Below are 22,165 nucleotides of genomic sequence, written 5' to 3'. Positions count from 1 at the left end.
TCTGGGCCTGTCCGTTCTTCTCCAGGTCAACCCATTCGGTTCAAGGACCATAAACCACTTGCGGCAACCAGGTTGCCAGATCAGGCCAGAATGCCAGTAGCGCCAGCATGAGTACTTGAATGCCGATGAAAGGGGCCACGCCTTTATAGATATCGATCGTTTTGACGGATTCCGGTGCCACCCCTCGCAAATAAAACAGCGAAAAGCCGAATGGAGGCGTCAGGAAAGAGGTTTGCAGATTGAGCCCGATCATGATTCCCAGCCAGATGGGATCCACGCCCATTGTTAGTAGTACTGGCCCAACAATCGGTACCACGACAAAGGTAATCTCGATAAAGTCCAGAATGAATCCAAGTAGGAAAATGACCACCATCACAACCAACACCGCCATGAACACGCCGCCGGGCATGTTATCGAAAATGTGTTTGATGAGTTCATCACCGCCGTAAGCCCTGAACACCAGCGAAAAGATGGTGGCGCCGATCAGAATCATAAATACCATGCAGGTGACTCGGGTGGTTTGCTGACAAACCTCCCGTAGTATCGACAGACCAAACTGCCCTCTCGCTGCGGCCAGGATGATTGCACCGAAAGCACCGACACCGGCCGCTTCTGTGGGGGTTGCGATGCCTGCCAGAATAGAACCAAGCACAGCAATGATCAGAATCAGAGGAGGTGTGAGGTCATGGATCAGAGAAAGCTCACGCTGATGCAGTTCGTCCCGGTCCACGGTTTGGCCGGAAGGCACCAGGTTGGGTTTTATAAAGGCAAGTAGCAGGATGTAAAGAATATATAGCCCCACCAGAACGAGCCCCGGAATAAGGGCCCCTACAAACAGGTCTCCTACCGACACAGTTTTGGGGCTGAAAATTCCCATATCCCTTTGTGCCTGCTGGTATGCACTGGAGAGCACATCGCCCAACAGAACCAGCGCAATCGAAGGGGGGATAATCTGTCCCAGTGTACCTGTGGCGCAGATCGTACCGGTTGCCACGGATGGGGCATAACCGCGTTTCAGCATGGTGGGCAGGGAGATCAGTCCCATGGTGACCACTGTCGCTCCGACAATTCCGGTACTCGCCGCGAGCAGCATACCGACTACTGCCACCGAGATTCCCAGGCCTCCCCGAACACCGCTGAAGATCACCGCCATACTTTCAAGAAGATTTTCAGCCACTTTTGACTTCTGCAGCATGCACCCCATGAAGACAAATAAGGGTACGGCTATGAGCGTCTGGTTATTGATGAGACCATACAAACGGCTTGGTGTTGCCTGCAGGAATGAGGCATCAAATATATTGAATAGGGAACCGATAGCAGCAAAAGCCAGTGCCGTGCCTGCCAGGGAAAATGCGACGGGATAGCCGCATATCAATACCAGACAGACCACACCGAACATGAACAGCGACATATACTCAACCATTGTTCGACTCCATGTTCGGATTAATGATGGTGACCAGAGAGCGCATGGCCTCAGCGATTCCCTGGAGGCCGAGGACCACAACCATGCCAAGAATCAGGGTCTTCAATAGATAAACATAGGGTAGGCCGGCGGCTTCCTGGGACACTTCTTTAAACTTCCAACTCTGCAGGATGTAGGGCCAGCTTTCGATGCATATATATATAAGAGAGGGGAGCAACAGCAGAAGTGTGCCCAACAAATTGACCACGGCACGCCCTCGAGGGGAAAAGCGCTGGTACAGGATGTCCACTCGAACGTGTTCGTTGTGCTTGAGTGTATAGGCAGATCCGAGCAGGAAAACAGCACCGTGGAGATAAATAACCCCTTCCTGCAGGGCGATGGAGCTGTTGTTGAAGACATATCGGAGAACAACGACCAGGACAGTGCCGACAACCATTCCGATATTCAGCCAGGAAATGAACCGGCCGGTATGTTCGGTGAAGGCATCAATCAACCTGGTCAGGCTGATCAAGTACTGCATAAATAACTTCCCGTATTATTGTTTTAGGGCCCGATGGGGCCTAGTGCAGATCACTGAAATTCAACAGTTTACCGAGTGTTTGCGTGAAAATCGACGTTCGAAGAAGAAATATAAATGTCACATTAATTTCAGATGTAACAATAGTGTCACAAAGGATTTGTATATTTTTCGCCAATCCGACGAACCCATCGGATACGTCGAAATAAAACCAGGAGTTTATCCCTATGCAACTGAAAAAAGTATTCGCAGCAGCTACTGTTGTCGCAGCTTCATTCTGGGCTACTACTGCCTCAGCAGACGTAGACCCGAAATTGCCTACTTATAATAAAGCAAGCGGTGTATCCGGTAACCTTTCATCCGTAGGTTCTGACACTCTGGCTAACCTGATGACTCTGTGGGCAGAAGAATTCAAGCGTAACTACCCGAACGTTAACATCCAGATTCAGGCTGCCGGTTCTTCTACCGCTCCCCCAGCGCTGACCGAAGGTACTTCTAACCTGGGTCCTATGAGCCGTAAGATGAAGGACAAAGAGCTGGAAGCTTTCGAAAAGAAATTCGGTTACAAGCCTACTGCGATTCCAGTTGCCATTGACGCATTGGCCGTATTTGCTCACAAGGACAACCCTATCAAAGGCCTGACCATCGCACAGGTCGACGCAATTTTCTCTTCTACCCGTAAGTGTGGCTATGAAAAAGATCTGACTACCTGGGGTCAACTGGGTGTGACTGGCTCTCTGGCTAACCAGAGCTTCCAGCTGTTCGGTCGTAACTCAGTTTCCGGTACTTACGGTTACTTCAAGAAGCATGCCCTGTGTAAAGGTGACTACAAAAACAGCGTTAACGAACAGCCTGGTTCCGCTTCTGTAGTTCAGGGTGTTTCTGAGTCTGTTAATGGTATCGGCTACTCTGGTATCGGCTACAAAACTGCCAGCGTTCGCACTATTCCTTTGGCCAAGAAAGAAGGTGACAAGTTCATTGAAGCAACTCCTGCAATGGCGGTTACCGGCGAATACCCACTGTCACGTTTCCTCTACGTGTATGTGAACAAAGCGCCTAACAAGGACCTGGAGCCGATTGTTTCTGAGTTCGTAAAACTGGTGATGTCCAAGCAAGGTCAGGAAGTGGTTGTTAAAGATGGTTATGTACCTCTGCCTGCTTCTGTTGCTGCCAAGTACATGAAAGAGTTGGCTCTGTAATCCAGACTCATCTCCTTTCAGGAAAAGCCACCTTCGGGTGGCTTTTTTTATGTCCGCACGACACCAATCCGGTTTCATGAGAGTGGTTATTCTCCAACACAACTTTGTTCTCATACACTTTTGTACTGGCTGTTGGTATCTTTACTCCTTGATCTTACACCGATTGCTATAATTTATTGCCGAAAGAACTATACAAGGAACTGTCATGCGAGCTCTCAAGCTGGTTGGTTATTTAATTGCCCTACTGTTGTTGATCATCATCGTGGCGTTGTTCTTCATCGACGTCATTGCAAAATACGTCATAGAAGAGGAGGGAACCAAAGCTGTAAAAGCCCGTGTGGAACTGGAATCGGTTGATGTCAGATTCTTTCCTCTGGGAGTATCCCTGGAAGGTTTAAAAGTAACCAATCCCCAAGAGCCGATGACCAATGCTTTTGAAGCGGGGCTGATTGATGCCAATGTGGCCTTTGCACCGTTACTGAAATCCAAGGTGATTGTGGATAGCGCTGCACTGACAGGCATGCGCTTTAATACTGCTCGCCAATCCAGTGGAGCGGTGCCTGGGCTAACGCCACCTCCCGGTAATGAACCTTCCATGCTGGATAAATTGAAACAGGATTTTAAACTGCCGACATTCCAGGTGCCGGATCCCGATCAGTTACTGGCCCAGGCGGACCTGCAGACAGTGAAGCTCGCCAATGAATTGCAAACTTCCATTGGGCAGAGCAAGCAGGAATGGAATCAAAGAATCGACGGTTTGCCCGATAAAGAGACATTGGAAGGTTATAAGCAAAGAATCAAAGCTCTGAAGGAATCCAAAGATCCCCTGAAGCGTTTGCAGGCCTTGAAGGATGTTGCCAATATCCAGAAAGAGGTGAAGAGTGACCTAGATAAGATCAAATCGGCGCGGGAGGATCTCAACAAAGAGATCGCCAACCTGAAATCAGGTATCGCTAAAATCAAAGCCGCACCCAAACAGGATATCGATAAAATGCTGGGCATGGTCGGACTTGATGCGGATGCGGTCCAAGGTCTGGCAAAAGGACTTTTCGGTGATGAAGTTGCGCAGTGGATCGGTAATGGTTACGCATGGTACGAAAAATTGCTGCCTTATATGAACGGCGGAGGTGAGTCTTCAGCCCAGGCGCAGCCAGTGGCAGATACCACGGACTACAGTGACGGATTGCCTAAATTCCTGGTGAAACGACTAACCTTGGACGGTGAGTTGCCTTTCCCCGGTGAAAAGGTTCCTTTTTCGGGTGAATTTACCGATCTGACGGATCAGGCATCTGTTTGGGGTAAACCGGCGCAACTGGCATTGAACAGCCAGGCGAAAGCGATTGGCGGGCTCGACTTTAAAGGGGTTCTCGATCATGTCGTCCCAGCAAACGCCAAAGATACATTCAACTTCGACCTGAAAAACCTGCCTCTGCAGGATATCGTTTTTTCCAGCCGGGAAGACTTCCCTGTCACGATGGCCAAAGCTTTGGCGGTGGTGGCCGGTCAGGCGGAAATCAAAGGCGGGGACCTGGATTTGAAAGTGGATACCCGTTTCCTGGAGGTACAGATGGCAAATCTGTTGGCAGGTGATTCGGCGCCACTCAAGCAGGCGATGATTGATGCATTGAAAAGTGTGAGTGAGCTTGATGTGCTGGTGCTGGCAACTGGTGCGTTACAGGATCCGGATGTGAAAATGTCTACCAGCCTGGACAAGATATTCAGCCAGAGCATGCGTGGTCTGATCAAGAAAGAGCAGGACAAGCTGACCGGACAATTACAGACCAAACTGAATAGCCTGGTTGAAGAAAAAACAGGTAGCCTGAACTCAGAAATGGGCGGGCTGGTCGACCTGAATGGATTGCTGGGTGACCGTATCGGCGATTTCAACTCACTTCTTTAAGATTTCCCGCCGACGTCATCTGCCTGTAAAGCAAATATGACAGTGCTGTAACAATACTGTCATATTTGCTGGTTAAGGTGTGCCAGGATAGTCCCATAGCACTACATTTATTCATTTTTTCCTCTTTCCAGGTCGGCTGAACCTTCCGGAAAGTGTGTTATGGCGTCATTCTTTTTTTGGGTTTTAGTTCCACCACTGTAGGAAAGCATGATGAACGAAGTCGTCACAGCCAAAGCCCCTGAGCTGGATTTCGATACGCCGCAACTAAAACGTTACCGCAACATCCGAGCGATGAAAGACAAGATTGCCAAGGTGTCTATCGCGGCTGGAGGTGTCAGTGTTATTGTCGCGGTGACGCTTATCTTCTTTTACCTCCTCTATGAAGTCATGCCATTGTTTAAATCCGCAGAGGTTGAACAGGTGGCAGAATATGCTCTACCGACAGAAGGAAAAACGGCTTTCCTGGCGGTTGAAGAGCAGGGCGAGAAGGCACTTCGATTAACTGTCGACGGCAATGTGACGTTCATTAACACTGCTGACGGCAGCCTGGACTCTCAAAGCCGCTTGCCCATTCCTGAAGGCGTGACGGTCACTAGTGTCAATGAAGGTGCTGCCGGATCGCGGACGTTGGCTGTTGGTCTCAGTAATGGCTCTGTTCTGGTTTTCAAACACGATTACAACATCACATGGCCGGATAACAAGCGCCTGATCACGCCTCAACTGGTGTTTCCGTACGGTGAGGAACCCATCATCCTGGATAAGGAAAACGGGCAGCCCATTAAGTCTGTCACCCTGAGGGACAACGGCGATTTCCTGATCATCATCGGCGCGACCCAAGACAATACGCTGAAAGCTTCCTACTTCGAAAAGAGTGAAAACTTCCTTACAGGAGACGTTACTCTGGAAGAGTCGGATATCGTCATGCCGTCGATCAACGGCGAGATCATTTCCATGCAGCTGACACCGGATACCCGTTGGTTATACGTGGCAACGGGCAATGGCAAGCTGGATATGTATGATTTGAAAGACCGCGAACAACCTGATCTGAATGCCCGGGTGGATGCAGTGACGCCGGGAAGCAAAGTTGTCGACATGCGCTTCCTGTTGGGAGGTATTTCTCTGCTGGTGGCCAACGATCAGGGAGAAATCGTTCAATGGTTCCCGGTTCGGGATGTTGAAAACCAGTTTCATCTTGAGGCCGTTCGCAAGTTCACAGTGGAAGGTGGTCAAATCACCCAGTTGGGTATTGAGGAGCGGCGTAAGGGCTTTTATGCGGTTACAGCCGCTGGTGAGCTGGGCTTATACAATTCAACAGCAGAGCGGGAAGCGCTATTTGAACAACTGGTGGATAAGAAAATTTCCATCGCCACGCTTGCTCCACGGGCAAACTTCCTGCTGTTTGAGACCACCGATGGCCGCCTGAATTTCTGGAAGGTGGAAAATGAACACCCCGATGTGTCCTGGTCTGCGCTTTGGAGTGAGGTTTGGTACGAGGGCTATGAAGAACCTGATTATGTATGGCAGTCCTCTGCGGCCACGAATGATTTTGAGCCCAAATACAGCTTGATGCCACTGGCTTTTGGTACGCTGAAAGCGGCCTTCTACGCAATGTTAATTGCGATGCCTCTGGCGATATGCGGTGCTCTTTATACCGCTCACTTTATGTCTCCTACTCTGCGTCGCAAGGTTAAACCTGCCATCGAGCTGATGGAGGCACTGCCGACCGTTATTCTGGGGTTCTTAGCCGGACTGTTCTTTGCGCCATTCATGGAGGCAAATCTTCCAGGTGTCTTCGCCGTATTATTCTTGATGCCCATAGGTATCGTGTTATTCGGTTTCTTCTGGAGCAATCTTCCACAGTCATTCCGTCTTGTGATTCCGGATGGCTGGGAAGCTGCGTTGCTCATTCCTGTGGTGCTGTTGATCGGCTGGCTGTCATTTCTTGCCAGTCCGGGGTTGGAAACGGCTCTGTTCGATGGCGATATGCGATCCTGGCTGACCAATACAGTGGGCATTGATTTTGATCAGCGCAACGCTCTGGTTGTAGGGGCTGCGATGGGCTTTGCGGTTATTCCTACGATCTTCTCCATCACTGAAGATGCGGTCTTCAGTGTACCAAAGCATCTGACATATGGTTCTTTGGCGCTTGGCGCGACCCCATGGCAGACCATGGTACGGGTGGTGTTGCCAACTGCCAGCCCGGGTATATTCTCCGCCGTGATGATAGGGCTCGGCCGTGCCGTCGGTGAAACCATGATTGTTCTAATGGCGACCGGTAACACGCCTATCATGGATATGAACATCTTTGAGGGGATGCGTACCCTGGCAGCTAACATCGCGGTGGAAATGCCCGAGTCGGAAGTCGGCAGTTCCCATTTCAGGATTCTGTTCCTGGCTGCGTTCGTACTATTCCTATTTACCTTTGTGGTCAACACACTGGCGGAATTTGTCCGGCAGCGACTGCGTAATAAGTACAGCGTCATCTAACCATCAGGTGGATGCTTGTTTAACGAATACTCCGAATAAACGATAGAGATACATCGATGCGAGTTTCAGTAAAAGAGTGGACTGCCAAGGGAGATCCCTGGGTTTGGTTAAACGCTGGGGCGGTTGCGATCAGCCTCGTTATGGTACTTGGATTGCTGTCGCTGATTGCGGTTCGTGGGTTATCGCATTTCTGGCCTCACAGCATCATGGAGGCCGATTACGTCGGTGATGACGGCAAAGTCTCACTGATGATTGGTGAAGTGGTGGAATCTGAAGAAGTACCCGCCGAACAGTTGCGACACAGTGGTGTGGATGTTCCCGAAGGTGCAGAGTTTCTGAACCGGTTATTGATTAAAACCGGTAACAGGGATGTGCTCGGCTTTGATTTCCGCTGGATTCTGGAAAAGAAAATCCGTGATCGCCGTCAGCCGGGAGATCTCATGGCAATCGAACGTCGTGAGTGGGGAAATTTTTATGGCTATCTTGAAGATGTAAAAGAAAGCGGTGAAGTCGTTGCCAGTGGCCCTCAGGCATGGGACGAGTTTCAGCAGAGAATAGAGCGTACTCTTGATCTGCATGACCAGATCTATGATATCGAAAAGCATCAGATCGGTAGTGTGAACTACACTCTGGAACGCTTGCGTCTCAAGGAACGCCGCCTTGAGTTAAATGGCAAGAAAACACCACAGGCGATGGCTGATATTGAAGCCGAGCGTGCGGAAGAAGATCAGATTTATCAATCCTTGCAGCAACAGTTGTCCGAGCTGTATACCCAGATTAACCGGGATTCGATTACTGCCCGGGCTATGAACGGCAATGTGATTGATATTCCCCTGGCGAAGGTCGTTAGAGCCTTTCAACCAAACAATATGGATCTCTTTGAAAAGATAGGCTTCTATTTTGTCAAAGTCTGGGAATTTATCAGTGATGACCCGCGTGAGGCCAATACCGAAGGTGGTATATTCCCTGCCATCTATGGCACCGTGCTAATGGTAATCATCATGTCGGTGATCGTGACACCACTGGGGGTTGTTGCAGCCGTTTACCTGCGTGAGTATGCCCACCAGGGAGCGATGACCAGGATTATCCGGATCGCTGTAAACAACCTGGCCGGTGTTCCCTCTATTGTTTACGGGGTGTTCGGTTTAGGTTTCTTCATCTATTTCATTGGTAGCAATATTGACCAGGCGCTCTATCCGGAAGCATTGCCGTCACCGACCTTTGGTACTCCGGGATTGATGTGGGCTTCGATTACTCTGGCCATTTTGACTCTACCGGTGGTTATCGTGGCTACCGAGGAAGGCCTGGCGCGGATTCCCCGTTCCATGAGGGAAGGGAGTCTGGCATTGGGCGCGACCAAGGCTGAAACTCTGTGGCGCGTGGTTATCCCAATGGCGAGTCCTGCGATGATGACGGGAGTGATACTCGCGATTGCCCGGGCTGCTGGTGAGGTAGCGCCTTTAATGTTGGTTGGTGTCGTGAAACTGGCACCGTCGTTACCTTTGGATGGTAACTATCCATACCTGCATCTGGATCAGAAATTCATGCACCTGGGCTTCCACATTTATGATGTCGGTTTCCAGAGCCCGAATGTTGAAGCGGCGCGCCCGCTGGTGTATGCCACTGCGCTATTGCTGGTGGCGGTGATTGCCCTGCTAAACTTAAGTGCAGTCGCCATCCGTAACCGCCTGCGGGAAAAATACAAAGCGCTGGAAATGTAATTCAGTTTTTAAAGATCACAGAACCCTAGCGGGAGAGCTGTAATGAACGACTCTATGACCCAAACTACTGCACATCAGGAAACCAAATCCCGGACGCACGGTATTGATATCAGTGCCATCGAGCGGTCCGCTGAAGATATTTCCATTGAGCAGGAAACCATTGCCCTGCAGGTTAACAATCTCAAACTCTATTACGGAGAGAAGGAAGCATTGCACGGGATAGACATGCAGATCCCGCAAAAACGTGTAACTGCTTTCATTGGGCCTTCCGGCTGTGGTAAGTCGACTCTTCTGCGTTGCTTCAACCGGATGAATGATCTGGTAGATGGCTGCCGTATTGACGGACGCATTCTACTGGAAGATCAGAATATCTATGAAAAGGGCGTGGATGTCGCTGAGCTCCGTCGTCGGGTTGGCATGGTGTTCCAGAAGCCGAATCCGTTTCCCAAGAGTATTTATGAAAACGTGGCTTATGGTCTGCGTATTCAAGGAATCAATAAGAAGCGTGTCATTGACGAAACCGTTGAGTGGGCGCTTAAGTCTGCGGCTTTATGGGATGAAGTGAAAGATCGCCTCAATGAGAGTGCACTTGGTCTGTCAGGAGGACAGCAACAGCGTCTGGTTATCGCGAGAACTGTGGCTGTAAAGCCGGAGGTCTTGTTGCTTGATGAGCCGGCCTCGGCCCTTGACCCTTTGTCGACATTGAAAATCGAGGAGCTGATCCACGAACTCAAGGATGAATACACCATTGTGATAGTGACTCACAACATGCAGCAGGCCGCGAGGGTTTCAGACTATACTGCTTTCATGTACATGGGAGACCTGATTGAGTTCGGTAGTACTAACCAGCTGTTTACCAATCCGGTTTCGAAACAGACAGAAGACTACATTACTGGTCGCTACGGGTAATCGAAAAGTGCCTGAGTCTAATGACAGCAAGGCACAGGCGCTTGATACAGATAGCCAAGGTTTAGAAGAATTTGACGCCGGCGCTTATGTCGAAAGGATAATAAATATGGCTCAAAATAGTGATGTCCATTTGCAACATATTTCCCAGCAGTTCAATACTGAATTGCGGGACTTACGAAATCATGTCCTGGTGATGGGCGGATTGGTTGAAAAACAGGTTTCCGATGCCACCCTGTCTCTGGTCAACGCCGACACTGAGTTGGCTCAGTTCGTCCGCCAGACTGAGGATGATATCGACAAACTCGAGGTAACAATCGACGAAGAATGTACCCGGGTCATTGCACGACGTCAGCCGACCGCCAGTGATTTACGCTTGGTGATGGGGGTGGCCAAAATGGTCAGTGATCTCGAGCGTATCGGTGACGAAGCGGAAAAAATTGCCAAAATCGGTATCCGTCTTACGGAAGAAGGTCAGGCACCCAGAGGCTATGTGGAAGTTCGCCATATCAGCAATCATGTGGGGCAAATGGTGCATGATGCGCTCGATTCCTTTACCCGTTTTGATCTGGATCTGGCTCTTCGGGTCATGAAAGAAGATAAAGCCGTGGATACAGAGTATAAGTCGGCGATGCGTTCGCTGGTCACGTTCATGATGGAAGACCCGAGAAATATCACCGGCATCCTGAATATCATTTGGGTGCTGCGTTCTTTGGAAAGGATTGGTGACCACTCACGTAATATATGCGAACACGTGATTTATATGGTGAAGGGCAAGGATGTTCGCCATGCTTCTCTGGAGAAAACCGAGCAGATTATCGAAGAAAGACGATAGTCTCAGGGATAAGAAAAGGCGCCATCAGGCGCCTTTTTTTGTGCACGGGTTTGTGTACGAAAGAAAGAATTATGCTTCTGAAGTCTTGCGACGGGATCTTAAACCTAATCCAAGCGCAGCTACTCCAAGAACCGCCAATGAACCGGGTTCAGGGACAAATACAGCGCTGACATCACCAGTAACAGTTTGGGTGCCGGTAGGATCAAAATTATCGAAGTCACCGTCAACGTTGACCCTGATATAGAATGGGTCCGGCTTGAGGAAATAGTCCGCTCCCTTACCACCGTTGTTTTCGTCACTCAGAACAACGTTTTCAAATACCAGGTCGAAGAATCCCCCAGCAGAGGTCAACAAGCCGGTACCGGTGCCCAACTGGAAGGTCGAGGCCAACAGGAAGTCGTCACTGTCGTTTGACAGAGAAACGTTATCCAACGCTGTGGCTCCCAGCGATCCCAAAGTGTCGTTGTTTCTGTCCAGGTACAATTCGACAGAACCGCCGGTGGCGTTAAATTGGGTGATATCTGATGTAACCGGGCTGATAGTTCCCTCAGACTTGAAGATCGCATAAATCATATACGAGTCCCCAAGAACAGAGTCGTCTGATCTGTCATCGGTGCCGTCATTTGAGAACAACTGTCCCAGTGTTGCAAAACCTGTGGTCTGGAATCCGCCGTTACCATCGAAAGTAAGTTTCTCTGAGTAGCCACCGTTGAATTTGTCGACAGTCAATTGAGTTCCGCCATAGGGGGTCTCATCAACTGTGAAATCCAGAAATCCTGCATGTGCTTGCAATGAAGGGAGTGCGAGAAGTGAGGTTATTCCAATCGTTAATGCACTTCTTTTTAACATTGAATCGCTCCTTAATTACCAATGTATGTTTATGTGTGCGCGAAACCTAGCGCAAGTCTCGTACCGACTTAAATGGAATATAAACTAATTCAATAAGATATAAATAGTTATAAAAAATCATCTTTAAGATTGTGTAAAGAATACTGACGAATAAGTGTTGAATTCTTATTTCTCTGTAAAAAATCCTGAAAAATGAAATGGATGAGCTTAACCGCTCCGATTACGATGCATTCTAATTTGTTGGATTTTGTAAGCTGAGCGCCCCCAAACCTTCTGAGCATTGATGCCGTGACTATACTGAACAATATGTGATCAAACGCATTGGACAGGAGGTTTGTCATGATTCGCCGTTGGTTGTCCCTTGTTGGATTGATCAGCTTATTGCTGACAATCAGTATTTCTGCATGGGCATCGACCGGAGACTCTGTCCGTTTGTCCTCAAAAATTCTGGCCCAGAGTGGGCTTGCTGACCTGCTCACCCATTATCCTGTTATCGTCAAAAATGGATTGCGCCATAATGTTCGCCGGGTAGGGATGCCGGAAAAAGTGGCGCGGATGTTCGAAAATGCAGTGGACGTTACTTATGACATTGGTGCGGTTAATGCTGAGGTTTTGCAAAGAATAGAAGCGGGTATGTCGGATCAGCAGATGAGAGAGGTGTTGCAATGGTTCCGTTCACCTATCGGGCAGAAAATCTCTCAGGCAGAGCTGAGCGTGATTAATGACAGCGAGTATGCCAGCCTTCAGCAGGAGTTGGATGAGTTAGCAAAACAGTATGCCGGATCTGACAGAGAGCAATTATTTCCAGCTTTTGATCGTGCCACGCGTGCCACAGAATCCATGCTGGATAATGCCATTGCCGTGGAGTTGGCCATGGCTGCCAGCCTCACAGCTCTGGTAAGAAACGCAGATCTCCCTGACTTCAGTGAGCTTAAGGCATTAGTATCAGAGCGCCGGATGCTGTTACGTGGCCAGGTGGGCCAGCAGGTATATATGAACTATCTGTATACCTACCGTGACTTGTCTTTGCAGGAACTGCAGAAATATATCGACTTTGCCCGTTCCGAAAACGGTAACCGTTTTTTGGAAGTGGTTAACAATGCGGTATTTGATGTATTGGAAGAGCATTCAGCCAGGTTGGGCCACAAGTTGAATCCGGCGTTTGGCGAGAGCTGAACAAAAAAACTCATTCACCGGCTGGGAGGAGGTGAGAATGCCGGTGAATGAGGCTTGGCGTAGCTGCAAGCACACAAGCCAATGCGGCCTGATGTGTTTTGCTGTTATGCAGGATCACTATAATCCTCACGTTCCAGGGATTGGTTGACTCAGGTCAAGTTGATTCACTTAAATGACACTTTGTACCTCCAAGTAATATCTAATCCCTCCCCATTTCGATAGGGTCAATCTCTCTATAGGGATACTTGCACTAGTGGCTGTGCTCTATCTACAATTTTACGCTTTGCCGTAATTGGGCAGTACTTTCCGGCACACCAAAGGCAAGGACTGTTGAGATTTCACAGGGCCTCTAGTCAAACCCACTCTACTTACTCAGGAATGATCGCATGAAGTGGCTATGGTTACCGTTAGGTTGTTTGTTTGCAGGTATTTTGACAGCGTTTCCGGCGGCTGCCTCCAGTGGGGGGATTGAGGTGCTGGATGCGACCGGGCATGCCCTGGGATGGGTGGCGGTGGGCGTGTTTGCGTTGGCTTATATTGCAGTCATGGCGGAAGAAGTTCTGCATTTGCGTAAGTCTAAGCCGGTGATATTCGCCGCTGGTGTCATATGGGTTCTGGTTGCCGTCATGGCGCAAAAGATGGGGATGTCGGCGGACGATCTTCACGAGGCTGTCGCCCACAACCTGCTGGAATATGGCGCTCTGTTTCTCTTCCTGTTAGTGGCGATGACCTACATTAACGCTATGGAAGAGAGGCATGTCTTTGAAGCGCTGCGATCTTTTCTTGTTCTCAAAAACCTGAGTTTTAGAAAGTTGTTTTGGGTGACTGGTGCGTTAGCGTTCTGTATCTCTCCGGTGGCTGATAACCTGACGACCGCGCTGTTAATGGGAGCCGTGATCATGGCGGTGGGCGGGACCAATAAAGGCTTTGTCTCCATTGCTATGATCAACGTGGTGATTGCCGCCAATGCCGGTGGTGCATTCAGCCCATTTGGTGATATTACGACGTTGATGGTTTGGCAGTCCGGTCTGGTTAAATTTGAGGAGTTCTTTGAACTCCTGGTTCCTTCCCTGGTGAACTTCCTGGTTCCCGCACTGATCATGAACTTCTTCATTCCCCGGGGGGCTCCCAAAGGGGAGGGTGGTTATGTGCCCATCAAACGGGGAGGGTTGCGTATTTGTTTGATGTTTATCTCCACGATTGCGCTGGCGGTCTGTTTTGAGCGCTTTTTCCATCTCCCTCCTTTCCTTGGCATGATGACCGGTATGTCGGTGTTGATGTTCTTTGCCTTTTATCTGCGTAAAACCGGCACTGAGGCTGACGATATCCAATTCGATATATTCCGTCCGGTAGCCCGGGCGGAGTGGGATACATTGCTCTTCTTTTTTGGGGTGATTTTCTGTGTTGGTGGTCTGGCTTATCTTGGTTACCTGCAAATGTTGTCCCACCATATGTACGACGCCTGGGGGCCCACGATGGCTAATATCGCTGCGGGAACCATTTCCGCTGTGATTGATAATATTCCCGTGATGTTCGCCATACTCTCTATGGGGCCGGACATGGATGTGACGCAATGGCTGTTGATTACCCTGACGGCAGGAGTGGGTGGCAGTCTGTTGTCCATTGGTTCTGCCGCCGGTGTGGCGCTCATGGGGCAGTCCAAGGGGCAGTATACATTCATGACTCACTTAAAGTGGTCATGGGCGGTAGCGTTGGGCTACTGCGCATCTATCGGTGTGCACTTGATGATCAACGGTTGAATAAACAAGGCATTGGCGACAGAGTTCTCATTCCTGTTCAGGACCAATTATGTCAGGCAAGCCAGGGTGCTAGGATGGCTCGGTAATCGTTAAGGGATAGAAAATGACAACCGATGACCTGGCTCCGGAGGCAATCGAGGTCGTGGCAGACGATGCCGTGTCCTCGATCATGCAGCTCTATAGAGCTAAAACGCCAGATGACAGTCCTGAAAATAATCAGAGGATTTCCCCTGTTATTCTTGGTATGCCGGCGATGGGAGTTCGTTCCGGCTATTACGAATCTCTTGCCAGGAATTTTCAGGCGCTGGGAATGCATTATGCCTGCGGAGAGCTGCGTGGTATCGGCAGTAGTTCCATTCGAGCCTCTCGCAGAACCAACTTCGGTTACCTGGATATGATTAACCGGGACTGGCCGGCGTGTGTTGAAGCGCTCAGGCTTCACTGTCCTGGTTCGCCCATATGGTTGTTGGGACATAGTCTTGGAGGGCAGTTAAATGCTCTTTACACCGCCACACACCCGGACCAGATCAGTGGCATGATTCTGATTTCTTCATGTACGGTTTATTACCGCAACTATCCTCACCCTATTCGGCTTTGGCTGTCTTCCCAGGCATTAAGAGTAGTAGCGGAGTTAAACGGATATTTACCGGGCAAGCGAATTGGCTTTGCCGGAACGGAAGCACGTCGGGTTATTCGAGATTGGGCCAGAAATGCACGTAATGGGGATTACCGGATAGAGAACAGTCCCCTCGATTACGATAAGCTGTTAGGCCGAATTCGGCATCCCGTGTTGGGGGTCTCACTCGCCACGGATGACATGGCCCCCAGAAGAGCGGTCGACCACCTCTGCCAGAAAATGGAAATGGCAAAGGTGGAACGTTGGCACTTTGAAAATGGCGAGCTGACAAGCCAATTGCTGGACCATTTCAACTGGGTTAAGCATTCACAGGAGCTGGTTACCCGGATAACGGCCTGGATGACGTCGCAGAGTGTTGTCTAGACCTTGAGTTTGTCAGTGTAGGGAGGCCATCCCATTGGTTTGCCCGCAAGCACATGCAAGTGAAGGTGGAAAACCGTTTGTCCGCCATGTTCATTGCAGTTCATGACAGTGCGGTAGCCGTCATCAGCGAACCCCATGGACTTGGCCAGCTTGGCCGCCACCAGGTATAAATGCCCCACGATTTCCCGTTCGGATTCCGCAATATCATTAATAGTGGCAATGGCTTGCTTGGGGATCACCAGAAAATGAACCGGTGCCTGCGGGTTAATATCTCTAAATGCCAGACTCAGGTCGTCTTCATAAATAATGTCAGCGGGAATCTCCCGATTGATGATCTTGGTGAATAGTGTCTCTGACATGCTGTAATCCTTTTCTTTGAGTTGTGCTATCGCTAGTGTTCTTTGGGTGGTGCTATCGACAAGTGTTCTCTGGATTGTGCAATAGGCCGCCCACTTTGGGCTGCACTATCAACAGTGCGCCAAGTTACGACAGGCCCATAGCATATTTGAGTACCTGCCGCTTTGCGGGTTTCAAATGACCGGCGGCCGTCAGCCCCAGGTTTCTGATCAGTTTGACCGGTGCCAGATCGTTGCTGAAGGTATAGTAGAAACCGTCCATCAACGTCATCATTCTGAAGTTCGCAGGTCTTCGGTTGTTCTCATAGGCTGCCAGGCACTCCGGGTTTCCTGGATCACCGGAATCCTGCACTGCCTTTAGAATCCCGTCTGTGAGCACTTTTGCGTCCTGAAAACCGAGGTTAACACCTTGGCCCGCCAATGGATTGATCGTGTGCGCCGAGTCTCCGGCCAACACGACTCTCCCTCTGTAGTAATGTTGCGCGTGACGTTTGACCAAGGGAAAACTGCCACGTCCGAGAATTTGCCTTACTTGGGGCAATGACTCCGGAAATTCTTTATGGATTGCCCGAATCAGTGCTTCCTCGTCCATGGCGAGCAATGTTGCCAACCGGTCAGGATGGTCGTACCAGACCAGAGAGGCATGGGTTGATCCATTGATAGAGGGCAGTGGAAGATAGGCCCGGGGACCATGAGAAGTGAATTCCTGCCAGGTGATGTCCTGGTCCGGTCCATCTGTAACAACAGAGATGACCATAGCATGCTGGTTGTAGGCATCGCTGGTCAGCCCAAGCTGAGCTTTTTGCCTGACAGTTGAGTTAGCCCCGTCGGCGCCGATAACCAACTTGGTTCTTAGTGTCTGTCCATTGCTGAGTTTGACGTCAACACTGTGTTCTGAAGTCAGCAAGTCGTTGACCTGAACATCTTCAAAAACGGTAACATTCTCTGCCGGCTGCCACTGTTGTTGTAAAGCCAGCTGGATCACCCTGTTTTCCACGATATAACCAAGGTGAGAAGCGCCTACTTCCTCGGCGTTGAACTCGGTACGGTTAGGTTGCCCGGGGACCAGAACATTCACCAGATCAGGGAGTTTCTCCCACACGGCAAGTCTTCGGTAAGGCTGGCTGCGCATAGCCTGCAGAGCGCTCCAGGCATTGATGCCTCGCAGGAAGTTTTCGCTGCCGTGATTCAGGGCTGACACTCGTAAATCCGGCATAGCCTCTGGATCAAACGGTTGTGGAAGTTTCTTTTCGATGACCCCGATTGAAAGATTTGTCTGTAACAAGGCGGTTGCAACGGCGCCACCAACCATACCTCCGCCAACAATGACAACATCAAGTTCCTGCGGGGGAGTCGAATCTGAAGTGGGCGAAATTGAAGTAGGTGAGTGTGTATCTGACATAACCGGACTCAAGAGTAAATCTGGCCTAATGATAGGGGTTATCAATCGATTTGCCCAGAGGGGCTATCGAGGAGATAGGGTAGGCAGCTCGATGAGCTAGAGCAAACAGAAGGAAGACCAGAAGAAGATGGGACAGAAAAGGTGAATCTCGACGAAGTGGACGACGAAACTCAGGGCAGCCTGTGGCCTGCCAATTTAAAAGCGGCAGGACAGGCTGGAATGGCCGATGTCTTGTCAGGCGTGTCTATGAACCTGCAGGCGTCCCAAACGATGGCGTTGAAGCGGTGGGGTTGCAGATGGTTTGACAAAACCTTCGGTGATAGAAATTGGTTTAACCAGATCTGTGTAATCCGACATGGACATGGTCAGAGTCTCTGAATGGGAGCCGGCGCTGAAAGAAATATTCTCTAATTCGCGCAGCTCTTCATCCATATAGACCGACATACCATAAAGATTACCAAATGGTGGCATAGCACCGAGTTCGCACTCAGGAAAGGCATCCTGGAATTCCTCTTCATCGGCCAACTCGATAAAGTCTGTACCCATTGCCCTGGATAAACGGTCCCAGCGAATACGGGAGGTCGCCGGCATTACTGTCATGGCCATTTTGCCATCCATCAGGATAATGACGGTTTTTGCCAGCATTTTTCCGCAGATGTGCGCAGACTGCGCAATTTCCTGGGCGGTATAGGCAGGTGAATGCTGTGTCAGGACATAACGTACCTGATGAGCATCGAGAAAGTTCTTTAATGATTCTACCGGCATAAGGCACCTCCCGCCTGGTAAACAAACATTCTCTTGTACATACCTGCCTCAAAGACAGGTAACTTGCCGGCCCGGACGTCATGCTGATACCGCACCGGATCAATTTTCAGGTCCCTAAAATTTAAGATAGACCAGTTTTAATGGGCTGACCTGTCTATTCCGGTTATTTTTTGTGAACCAAGCTACAGTCAGAAAACAAAAAAGGGGTCCCTCAGGACCCCTTTGTCATGTCTCGAAATATTTGCTGCTACTGTTCGACGCGTTTAGTCGTGCTCACGTTGGCCACAACCCGGCGGTTGTCAGCTCTACCGGCAGCGGTGCCGTTATCAGCGACGGGTCTTTCCTCTCCATAACCAATGGCGTCAATACGTGAGGCCGCAATACCATAGGTATCTGTCAGGCTCTGTTTCACCGCATCTGCCCGGCGTTGGGAGAGTTGCTTGTTGTAGTCTGCATTGCCCCGGTCATCGGTATGACCTTCAATGACGACCTTGGTATCGGGGTATTCCGTCATGAATTTGGCCAGTTTGCTGATCTCTGAAGCATGCTCACCGGTAATTTCGGCTGAATTGCTGGCAAAATTGATCCCCAAATTCATGGATACGGCTTGTTGCAGAACAATTCGGCAGCCGCGATTATCGACTTTGGCCCCTTGAGGTGTGGATGGACAGGCATCCAGGCCGTTGGCTATGCCGTCTTTGTCTGAATCCAACGGACAGCCACGACTATCGACTTCTGCCTTAGCTGGTGTTCCCGGACATTGATCTTCATTGTCAGCCACTCCGTCATTGTCCTGATCGCCGACCACCGGGCAACCCACAGCGTCCACTGTTGTTCCGGCCTGAGTGTTTGGACACTCATCATCGGCATCCATGACACCATCGTTATCGGAGTCTCTTTCGATCTCACATCCTTCAGCATCGACCTCGACGCCATAGGTGGTATCCGGGCAGGCATCTTCATCATCATAGACACCGTCCCCGTCAGAGTCTTCCGGTTCAATGGAGTTGCCGCCCAGCATGGCGACCAGGCCGAGATTTAGCGTTGTATCCTTGGATTCGTCCTCTTCACCATAGACTCCGCGGACGTCCAGTCTTAAGTCCAATGCTTCACTGATTTCGTGTTTGATACCTGCACCAAGGTTGTACTGTGTTTCGTTCTGCTTGTTGCTGTTGGGGTAGTCGAAATCGTTGTGGGACACACCGCCGATGATGAAAGGCCTCCAAACATCATCGGTATTGAAATGGATGAGACCATCCAGGCGGTAAAATCTTTGATCTATTTCGTAGGAATTGTCATTATTGCGTTCCAGGTCTGCAATGCCTCCCACGACTTCGGCTGAAAAACGACGGTTGAAATCGTATCCCAGGCCCAGGCCATAGTTGGGATCGTCTTCCAACTGGCGCTCATGATCAAAAAACGTGTAACCCAGCAGGCCGGTTAAATAAGCTCCGGAATCCCGCTCCCGGGACCAGGTTGGAGATGATGCGAGCACGGCACCTGCCGTCAATAGAACAGTAAGGGTTTTCAGTTTCATAGTGACCTCTTTCCTGTGTTTCGCTACGGACAATTCTGCCTGATGCCAGTTCTGTCCGTGCCTTCCTGATTTTATTATTTGGTTTCCTGATAAAGGTGGACATCCCGTTGTGGGAATGGAATGGAGACACCTTCCTGATCGAACTTCTTCTTGACGTTTTCCTGCATGTCAAAGAACACGCCCCAGTAATCAGAGGTGGCCGACCAGGCTCTAACGGTCAGATTCACTGAACTATCGGCAAGCTCGGAGACAACGATAACTGGAGCTGGATCTTTGAGAATACGGGTATCTGCATCAATCAGTGATTGAATGACGCCTTTGGCCTTGTCGATATCATCACCGTAGCCAATGCCAAACACCATATCTACGCGGCGTGTAGATTCGGCACTGATATTGATCAACGGATTATTGGCCAGGTTAGAGTTTGGGATAATGACTTTGCGGTTGTCGGGAGTCATGAGTACTGTCGTGAAAATCTGAATCTCACGGACCGTTCCAATATAGCCTGCACCATCGATGACATCTCCAACCTTGAAAGGCTTGAATACCAGGATTAATACGCCGCTGGCGAAGTTCGACAGGTTCCCCTGCAGGGCAAGACCAACTGCCAGGCCGGCTGCACCCAGGACAGCGATAAATGACGTGGTTTCAATGCCTATCATCGAGGCCACACTGATCAACAGCAAGGCTTTCAGCATGACCGAGGCGAGACTATGGACGAACTTCGTCAGGGTCGGATCAAATTTCTTTTGCAGACTGTTATCGGCCAGCTTCAGCACCCTGTTGATGATCCACATACCGATAATCAAAGTCAGTATGGCAAGGATTAATTGGGGGGCATATTCGATGGTCAATTCGATGGCTTTTTGGACGTACTGATCGACATTGTCCATAGTTGCTCCTTGTATGGCAGTTGTCGGTATTATTGGTCTTTGAGGTTGTTATTGGTTGAGGACTTTCTTCCCAAGTTTATCAGAACCCTAGGACAAGCCAACTTTTTTGTTCACTGGCAAAACGTATAGTGGACAGGCAATAAACCAGGGTAATCAATGCTCATTTTGTGGTTGCAGAATACTTCCGCGGGGATCTGCATGTGGAATACGTAACGGACAGGTGAATCGACCACTCTTTCCTTGAGTGGTGAGAGCAAACCCATCGTCATATAATGCCGGTCTGAATATTGGTTAACCTTTAATATAAATCGATACCTGGCTAATAAAAATGATGCCCGGTGCCGTGCTCGGATGAATTCATAACGCAGTATTTGATATGTCAAAGACCCAATCCGAACTTTCCCTGGAACAGCGATTGCGGGAAACATTGCCTCATGGCCGTCTGCTTGCTACAAAATTGTCCCTGGCGCCGGAAGTTCAGCTTTACCTGTATGACCCGGAAGCAATGGACGGACCTCTGACTCATGATGAGGCGCAGGCAGTGGTGGCTGAGCCAGCCTACTGGTGTTTCTGCTGGGCCAGCGGTCAGGTTCTGGCCCGTTATATTCTGGACCATCCAGAGTTGGTGAAAGATAAGACGGTCATAGATATGGGGGCAGGCTCAGGAGTCGTCGCCATTGCCGCTGCCATGGCAGGAGCTAAGCGGGTGATTGCTGTAGATATTGATCCGGCATCGAGACACGCTGTAAAGGTCAATGCTGACCTGAACCGAGTAGCTGTGGAGGTGTCTGAAGGGCTCCCGGCAGAGGTTCACCCTGATGTCATTACAGCGGCGGATATTCTATATGATCGGGAAAATCTGGTGCTGTTGCCCCAATTCCGGCAAGGGGCCGCAAAGGTGATACTGGCTGACTCTCGGGTGAAGAACTTGCAGGTGGAAGGATATCAACAGGTCGCTACCATGGAGGCGACCACATGGCCGGATTTGAATGAATTCGAGGAATTTAATCAGGTGCGCATATATCTCACCTGAGCTGCTACCCTACTTAAGCAGTTATCTCAATGAGTGCTGGGCGTGCTTAGTGAAATATTGCAGGCGAAAAAAAAGGCAACAATTGTTGCCTTCTAACAAATAGGTCGATGACATCCTAGTCAACCAATCCTTGGTGTAAGCGCTGTCCTGGCGCTCGCATGATTCCCTAAAATAAGAGTCCCTTAAGCTTATTCCCTTATCCCTGCTTCCCTTCACATCATGTGAAGAAGCCATCCTGGAAAATCCGTCCTTGCCGTCCCTGACAGGAGTAACTATACCTGTCTTCATGTGACGTTTTTGTGACGGAATTTACTTATGCCGAATGATGGAGATAAAAGAGGCGTGATAAATATGTATAAAAATCAAATGGATAGTTAATTCTGCTGTTTTTGCGACGCGACTCGCA

The 22,165-nt window shown here is 49.8% G+C and carries 18 protein-coding genes; 10 read left to right on the top strand and 8 right to left on the bottom strand.

The genetic code is table 11. The features are described 5' to 3' along the window. Window positions 1-40: 40 nt before the first annotated feature. The gene (locus BTA51_RS01395; protein ID WP_094705535.1) at window positions 41-1,423 is read right to left on the bottom strand and encodes a TRAP transporter large permease subunit; all 1,383 of its coding nucleotides are present in this window, start codon (window positions 1,421-1,423) and stop codon (window positions 41-43) included. After that, window positions 1,416-1,943, bottom strand: coding sequence for a TRAP transporter small permease subunit (locus BTA51_RS01390; RefSeq protein WP_094705533.1), 528 nt, complete (start codon window positions 1,941-1,943; stop codon window positions 1,416-1,418). Before BTA51_RS01390 ends, BTA51_RS01395 begins: the two co-directional genes overlap by 8 nt. Window positions 1,944-2,167: 224 nt before the next feature. Between BTA51_RS01390 and BTA51_RS01385 the strand changes: the two genes are divergently transcribed. The 6 genes from BTA51_RS01385 to phoU all read left to right on the top strand — a co-directional run bounded on the left by BTA51_RS01385 (window position 2,168) and on the right by phoU (window position 10,988). Further along, window positions 2,168-3,139 (top strand): PstS family phosphate ABC transporter substrate-binding protein, encoded by a 972-nt coding sequence (locus tag BTA51_RS01385; RefSeq protein WP_094705531.1) that lies wholly within the window; start codon window positions 2,168-2,170, stop codon window positions 3,137-3,139. A 205-nt stretch (window positions 3,140-3,344) separates the two neighbouring features. Beyond that, complete coding sequence (locus tag BTA51_RS01380) at window positions 3,345-5,039, top strand: TIGR03545 family protein (protein ID WP_094705529.1); 1,695 nt, start codon at window positions 3,345-3,347, stop codon at window positions 5,037-5,039. 210 nt (window positions 5,040-5,249) lie between these two features. Further along, window positions 5,250-7,526 carry an ABC transporter permease subunit gene (locus BTA51_RS01375; RefSeq protein WP_094705527.1) on the top strand — a complete coding sequence of 759 codons (2,277 nt, stop codon included), beginning with the start codon at window positions 5,250-5,252 and terminating at the stop codon, window positions 7,524-7,526. Window positions 7,527-7,582: 56 nt separating this feature from the next. Continuing rightward, entirely contained in the window at window positions 7,583-9,247 is a 1,665-nt protein-coding gene (gene pstA / locus BTA51_RS01370) for a phosphate ABC transporter permease PstA (protein ID WP_094705525.1), read from the top strand. Window positions 9,248-9,289: 42 nt separating this feature from the next. Beyond that, window positions 9,290-10,156 (top strand): phosphate ABC transporter ATP-binding protein PstB, encoded by an 867-nt coding sequence (gene pstB / locus BTA51_RS01365; protein WP_210404740.1) that lies wholly within the window; start codon window positions 9,290-9,292, stop codon window positions 10,154-10,156. Window positions 10,157-10,262: 106 nt separating this feature from the next. Further along, complete coding sequence (gene phoU, locus BTA51_RS01360; RefSeq protein WP_094705523.1) at window positions 10,263-10,988, top strand: phosphate signaling complex protein PhoU; 726 nt, start codon at window positions 10,263-10,265, stop codon at window positions 10,986-10,988. A 69-nt stretch (window positions 10,989-11,057) separates the two neighbouring features. Here phoU and pepA read toward each other — a convergent pair whose 3' ends face one another. Further along, window positions 11,058-11,837, bottom strand: coding sequence for a flocculation-associated PEP-CTERM protein PepA (pepA, locus tag BTA51_RS01355; RefSeq protein WP_094705521.1), 780 nt, complete (start codon window positions 11,835-11,837; stop codon window positions 11,058-11,060). A gap of 339 nt (window positions 11,838-12,176) precedes the next feature. Here pepA and BTA51_RS01345 point away from each other — a divergent pair, with 339 nt between their 5' ends. The 3 genes from BTA51_RS01345 (at window position 12,177) to BTA51_RS01335 (ending at window position 15,773) form a co-directional block, all read left to right on the top strand. After that, entirely contained in the window at window positions 12,177-13,013 is an 837-nt protein-coding gene (locus BTA51_RS01345; RefSeq protein WP_094705517.1) for a DUF2059 domain-containing protein, read from the top strand. 386 nt (window positions 13,014-13,399) lie between these two features. Beyond that, entirely contained in the window at window positions 13,400-14,773 is a 1,374-nt protein-coding gene (gene nhaD / locus BTA51_RS01340) for a sodium:proton antiporter NhaD (RefSeq protein ID WP_094705515.1), read from the top strand. A gap of 103 nt (window positions 14,774-14,876) precedes the next feature. Continuing rightward, a complete protein-coding gene (locus BTA51_RS01335; RefSeq protein WP_094705513.1) occupies window positions 14,877-15,773 on the top strand; it encodes an alpha/beta fold hydrolase in 897 nt (298 codons plus the stop codon). Here the strand turns inward: BTA51_RS01335 and BTA51_RS01330 are convergent. From BTA51_RS01330 to BTA51_RS01310, 5 genes are all read right to left on the bottom strand, one after another. Continuing rightward, a complete protein-coding gene (locus BTA51_RS01330) occupies window positions 15,770-16,132 on the bottom strand; it encodes a histidine triad nucleotide-binding protein (protein ID WP_094705511.1) in 363 nt (120 codons plus the stop codon). The two genes, BTA51_RS01335 and BTA51_RS01330, sit on opposite strands and share 4 nt — an antisense overlap. A gap of 124 nt (window positions 16,133-16,256) precedes the next feature. Further along, a complete protein-coding gene (locus BTA51_RS01325; protein WP_094705509.1) occupies window positions 16,257-17,531 on the bottom strand; it encodes an FAD-dependent monooxygenase in 1,275 nt (424 codons plus the stop codon). A 234-nt stretch (window positions 17,532-17,765) separates the two neighbouring features. Continuing rightward, window positions 17,766-18,296, bottom strand: a complete 531-nt coding sequence (locus BTA51_RS01320) for an aminoacyl-tRNA deacylase (protein ID WP_094705507.1) — start codon at window positions 18,294-18,296, stop codon at window positions 17,766-17,768. Window positions 18,297-18,543: 247 nt separating this feature from the next. After that, a complete protein-coding gene (locus BTA51_RS01315) occupies window positions 18,544-19,833 on the bottom strand; it encodes an OmpA family protein (protein ID WP_094705505.1) in 1,290 nt (429 codons plus the stop codon). 74 nt (window positions 19,834-19,907) lie between these two features. Next, on the bottom strand, window positions 19,908-20,726 hold the full coding sequence (locus BTA51_RS01310) for a mechanosensitive ion channel family protein (RefSeq protein WP_094705503.1): 819 nt from the start codon (window positions 20,724-20,726) through the stop codon (window positions 19,908-19,910). Between the two features lie 376 nt (window positions 20,727-21,102). On the opposite strand from BTA51_RS01310, the gene BTA51_RS01305 reads away from it, so the two are divergent. Next, on the top strand, window positions 21,103-21,759 hold the full coding sequence (locus tag BTA51_RS01305) for a methyltransferase (RefSeq protein ID WP_094705501.1): 657 nt from the start codon (window positions 21,103-21,105) through the stop codon (window positions 21,757-21,759). Window positions 21,760-22,165 lie beyond the last annotated feature (406 nt).

Origin of the sequence: Hahella sp. CCB-MM4 (genome assembly GCF_002260525.1) — a bacterium.
Taxonomy (GTDB): domain Bacteria; phylum Pseudomonadota; class Gammaproteobacteria; order Pseudomonadales; family Oleiphilaceae; genus Hahella.
This window is presented reverse-complemented; position numbering and strand designations above follow the sequence as displayed.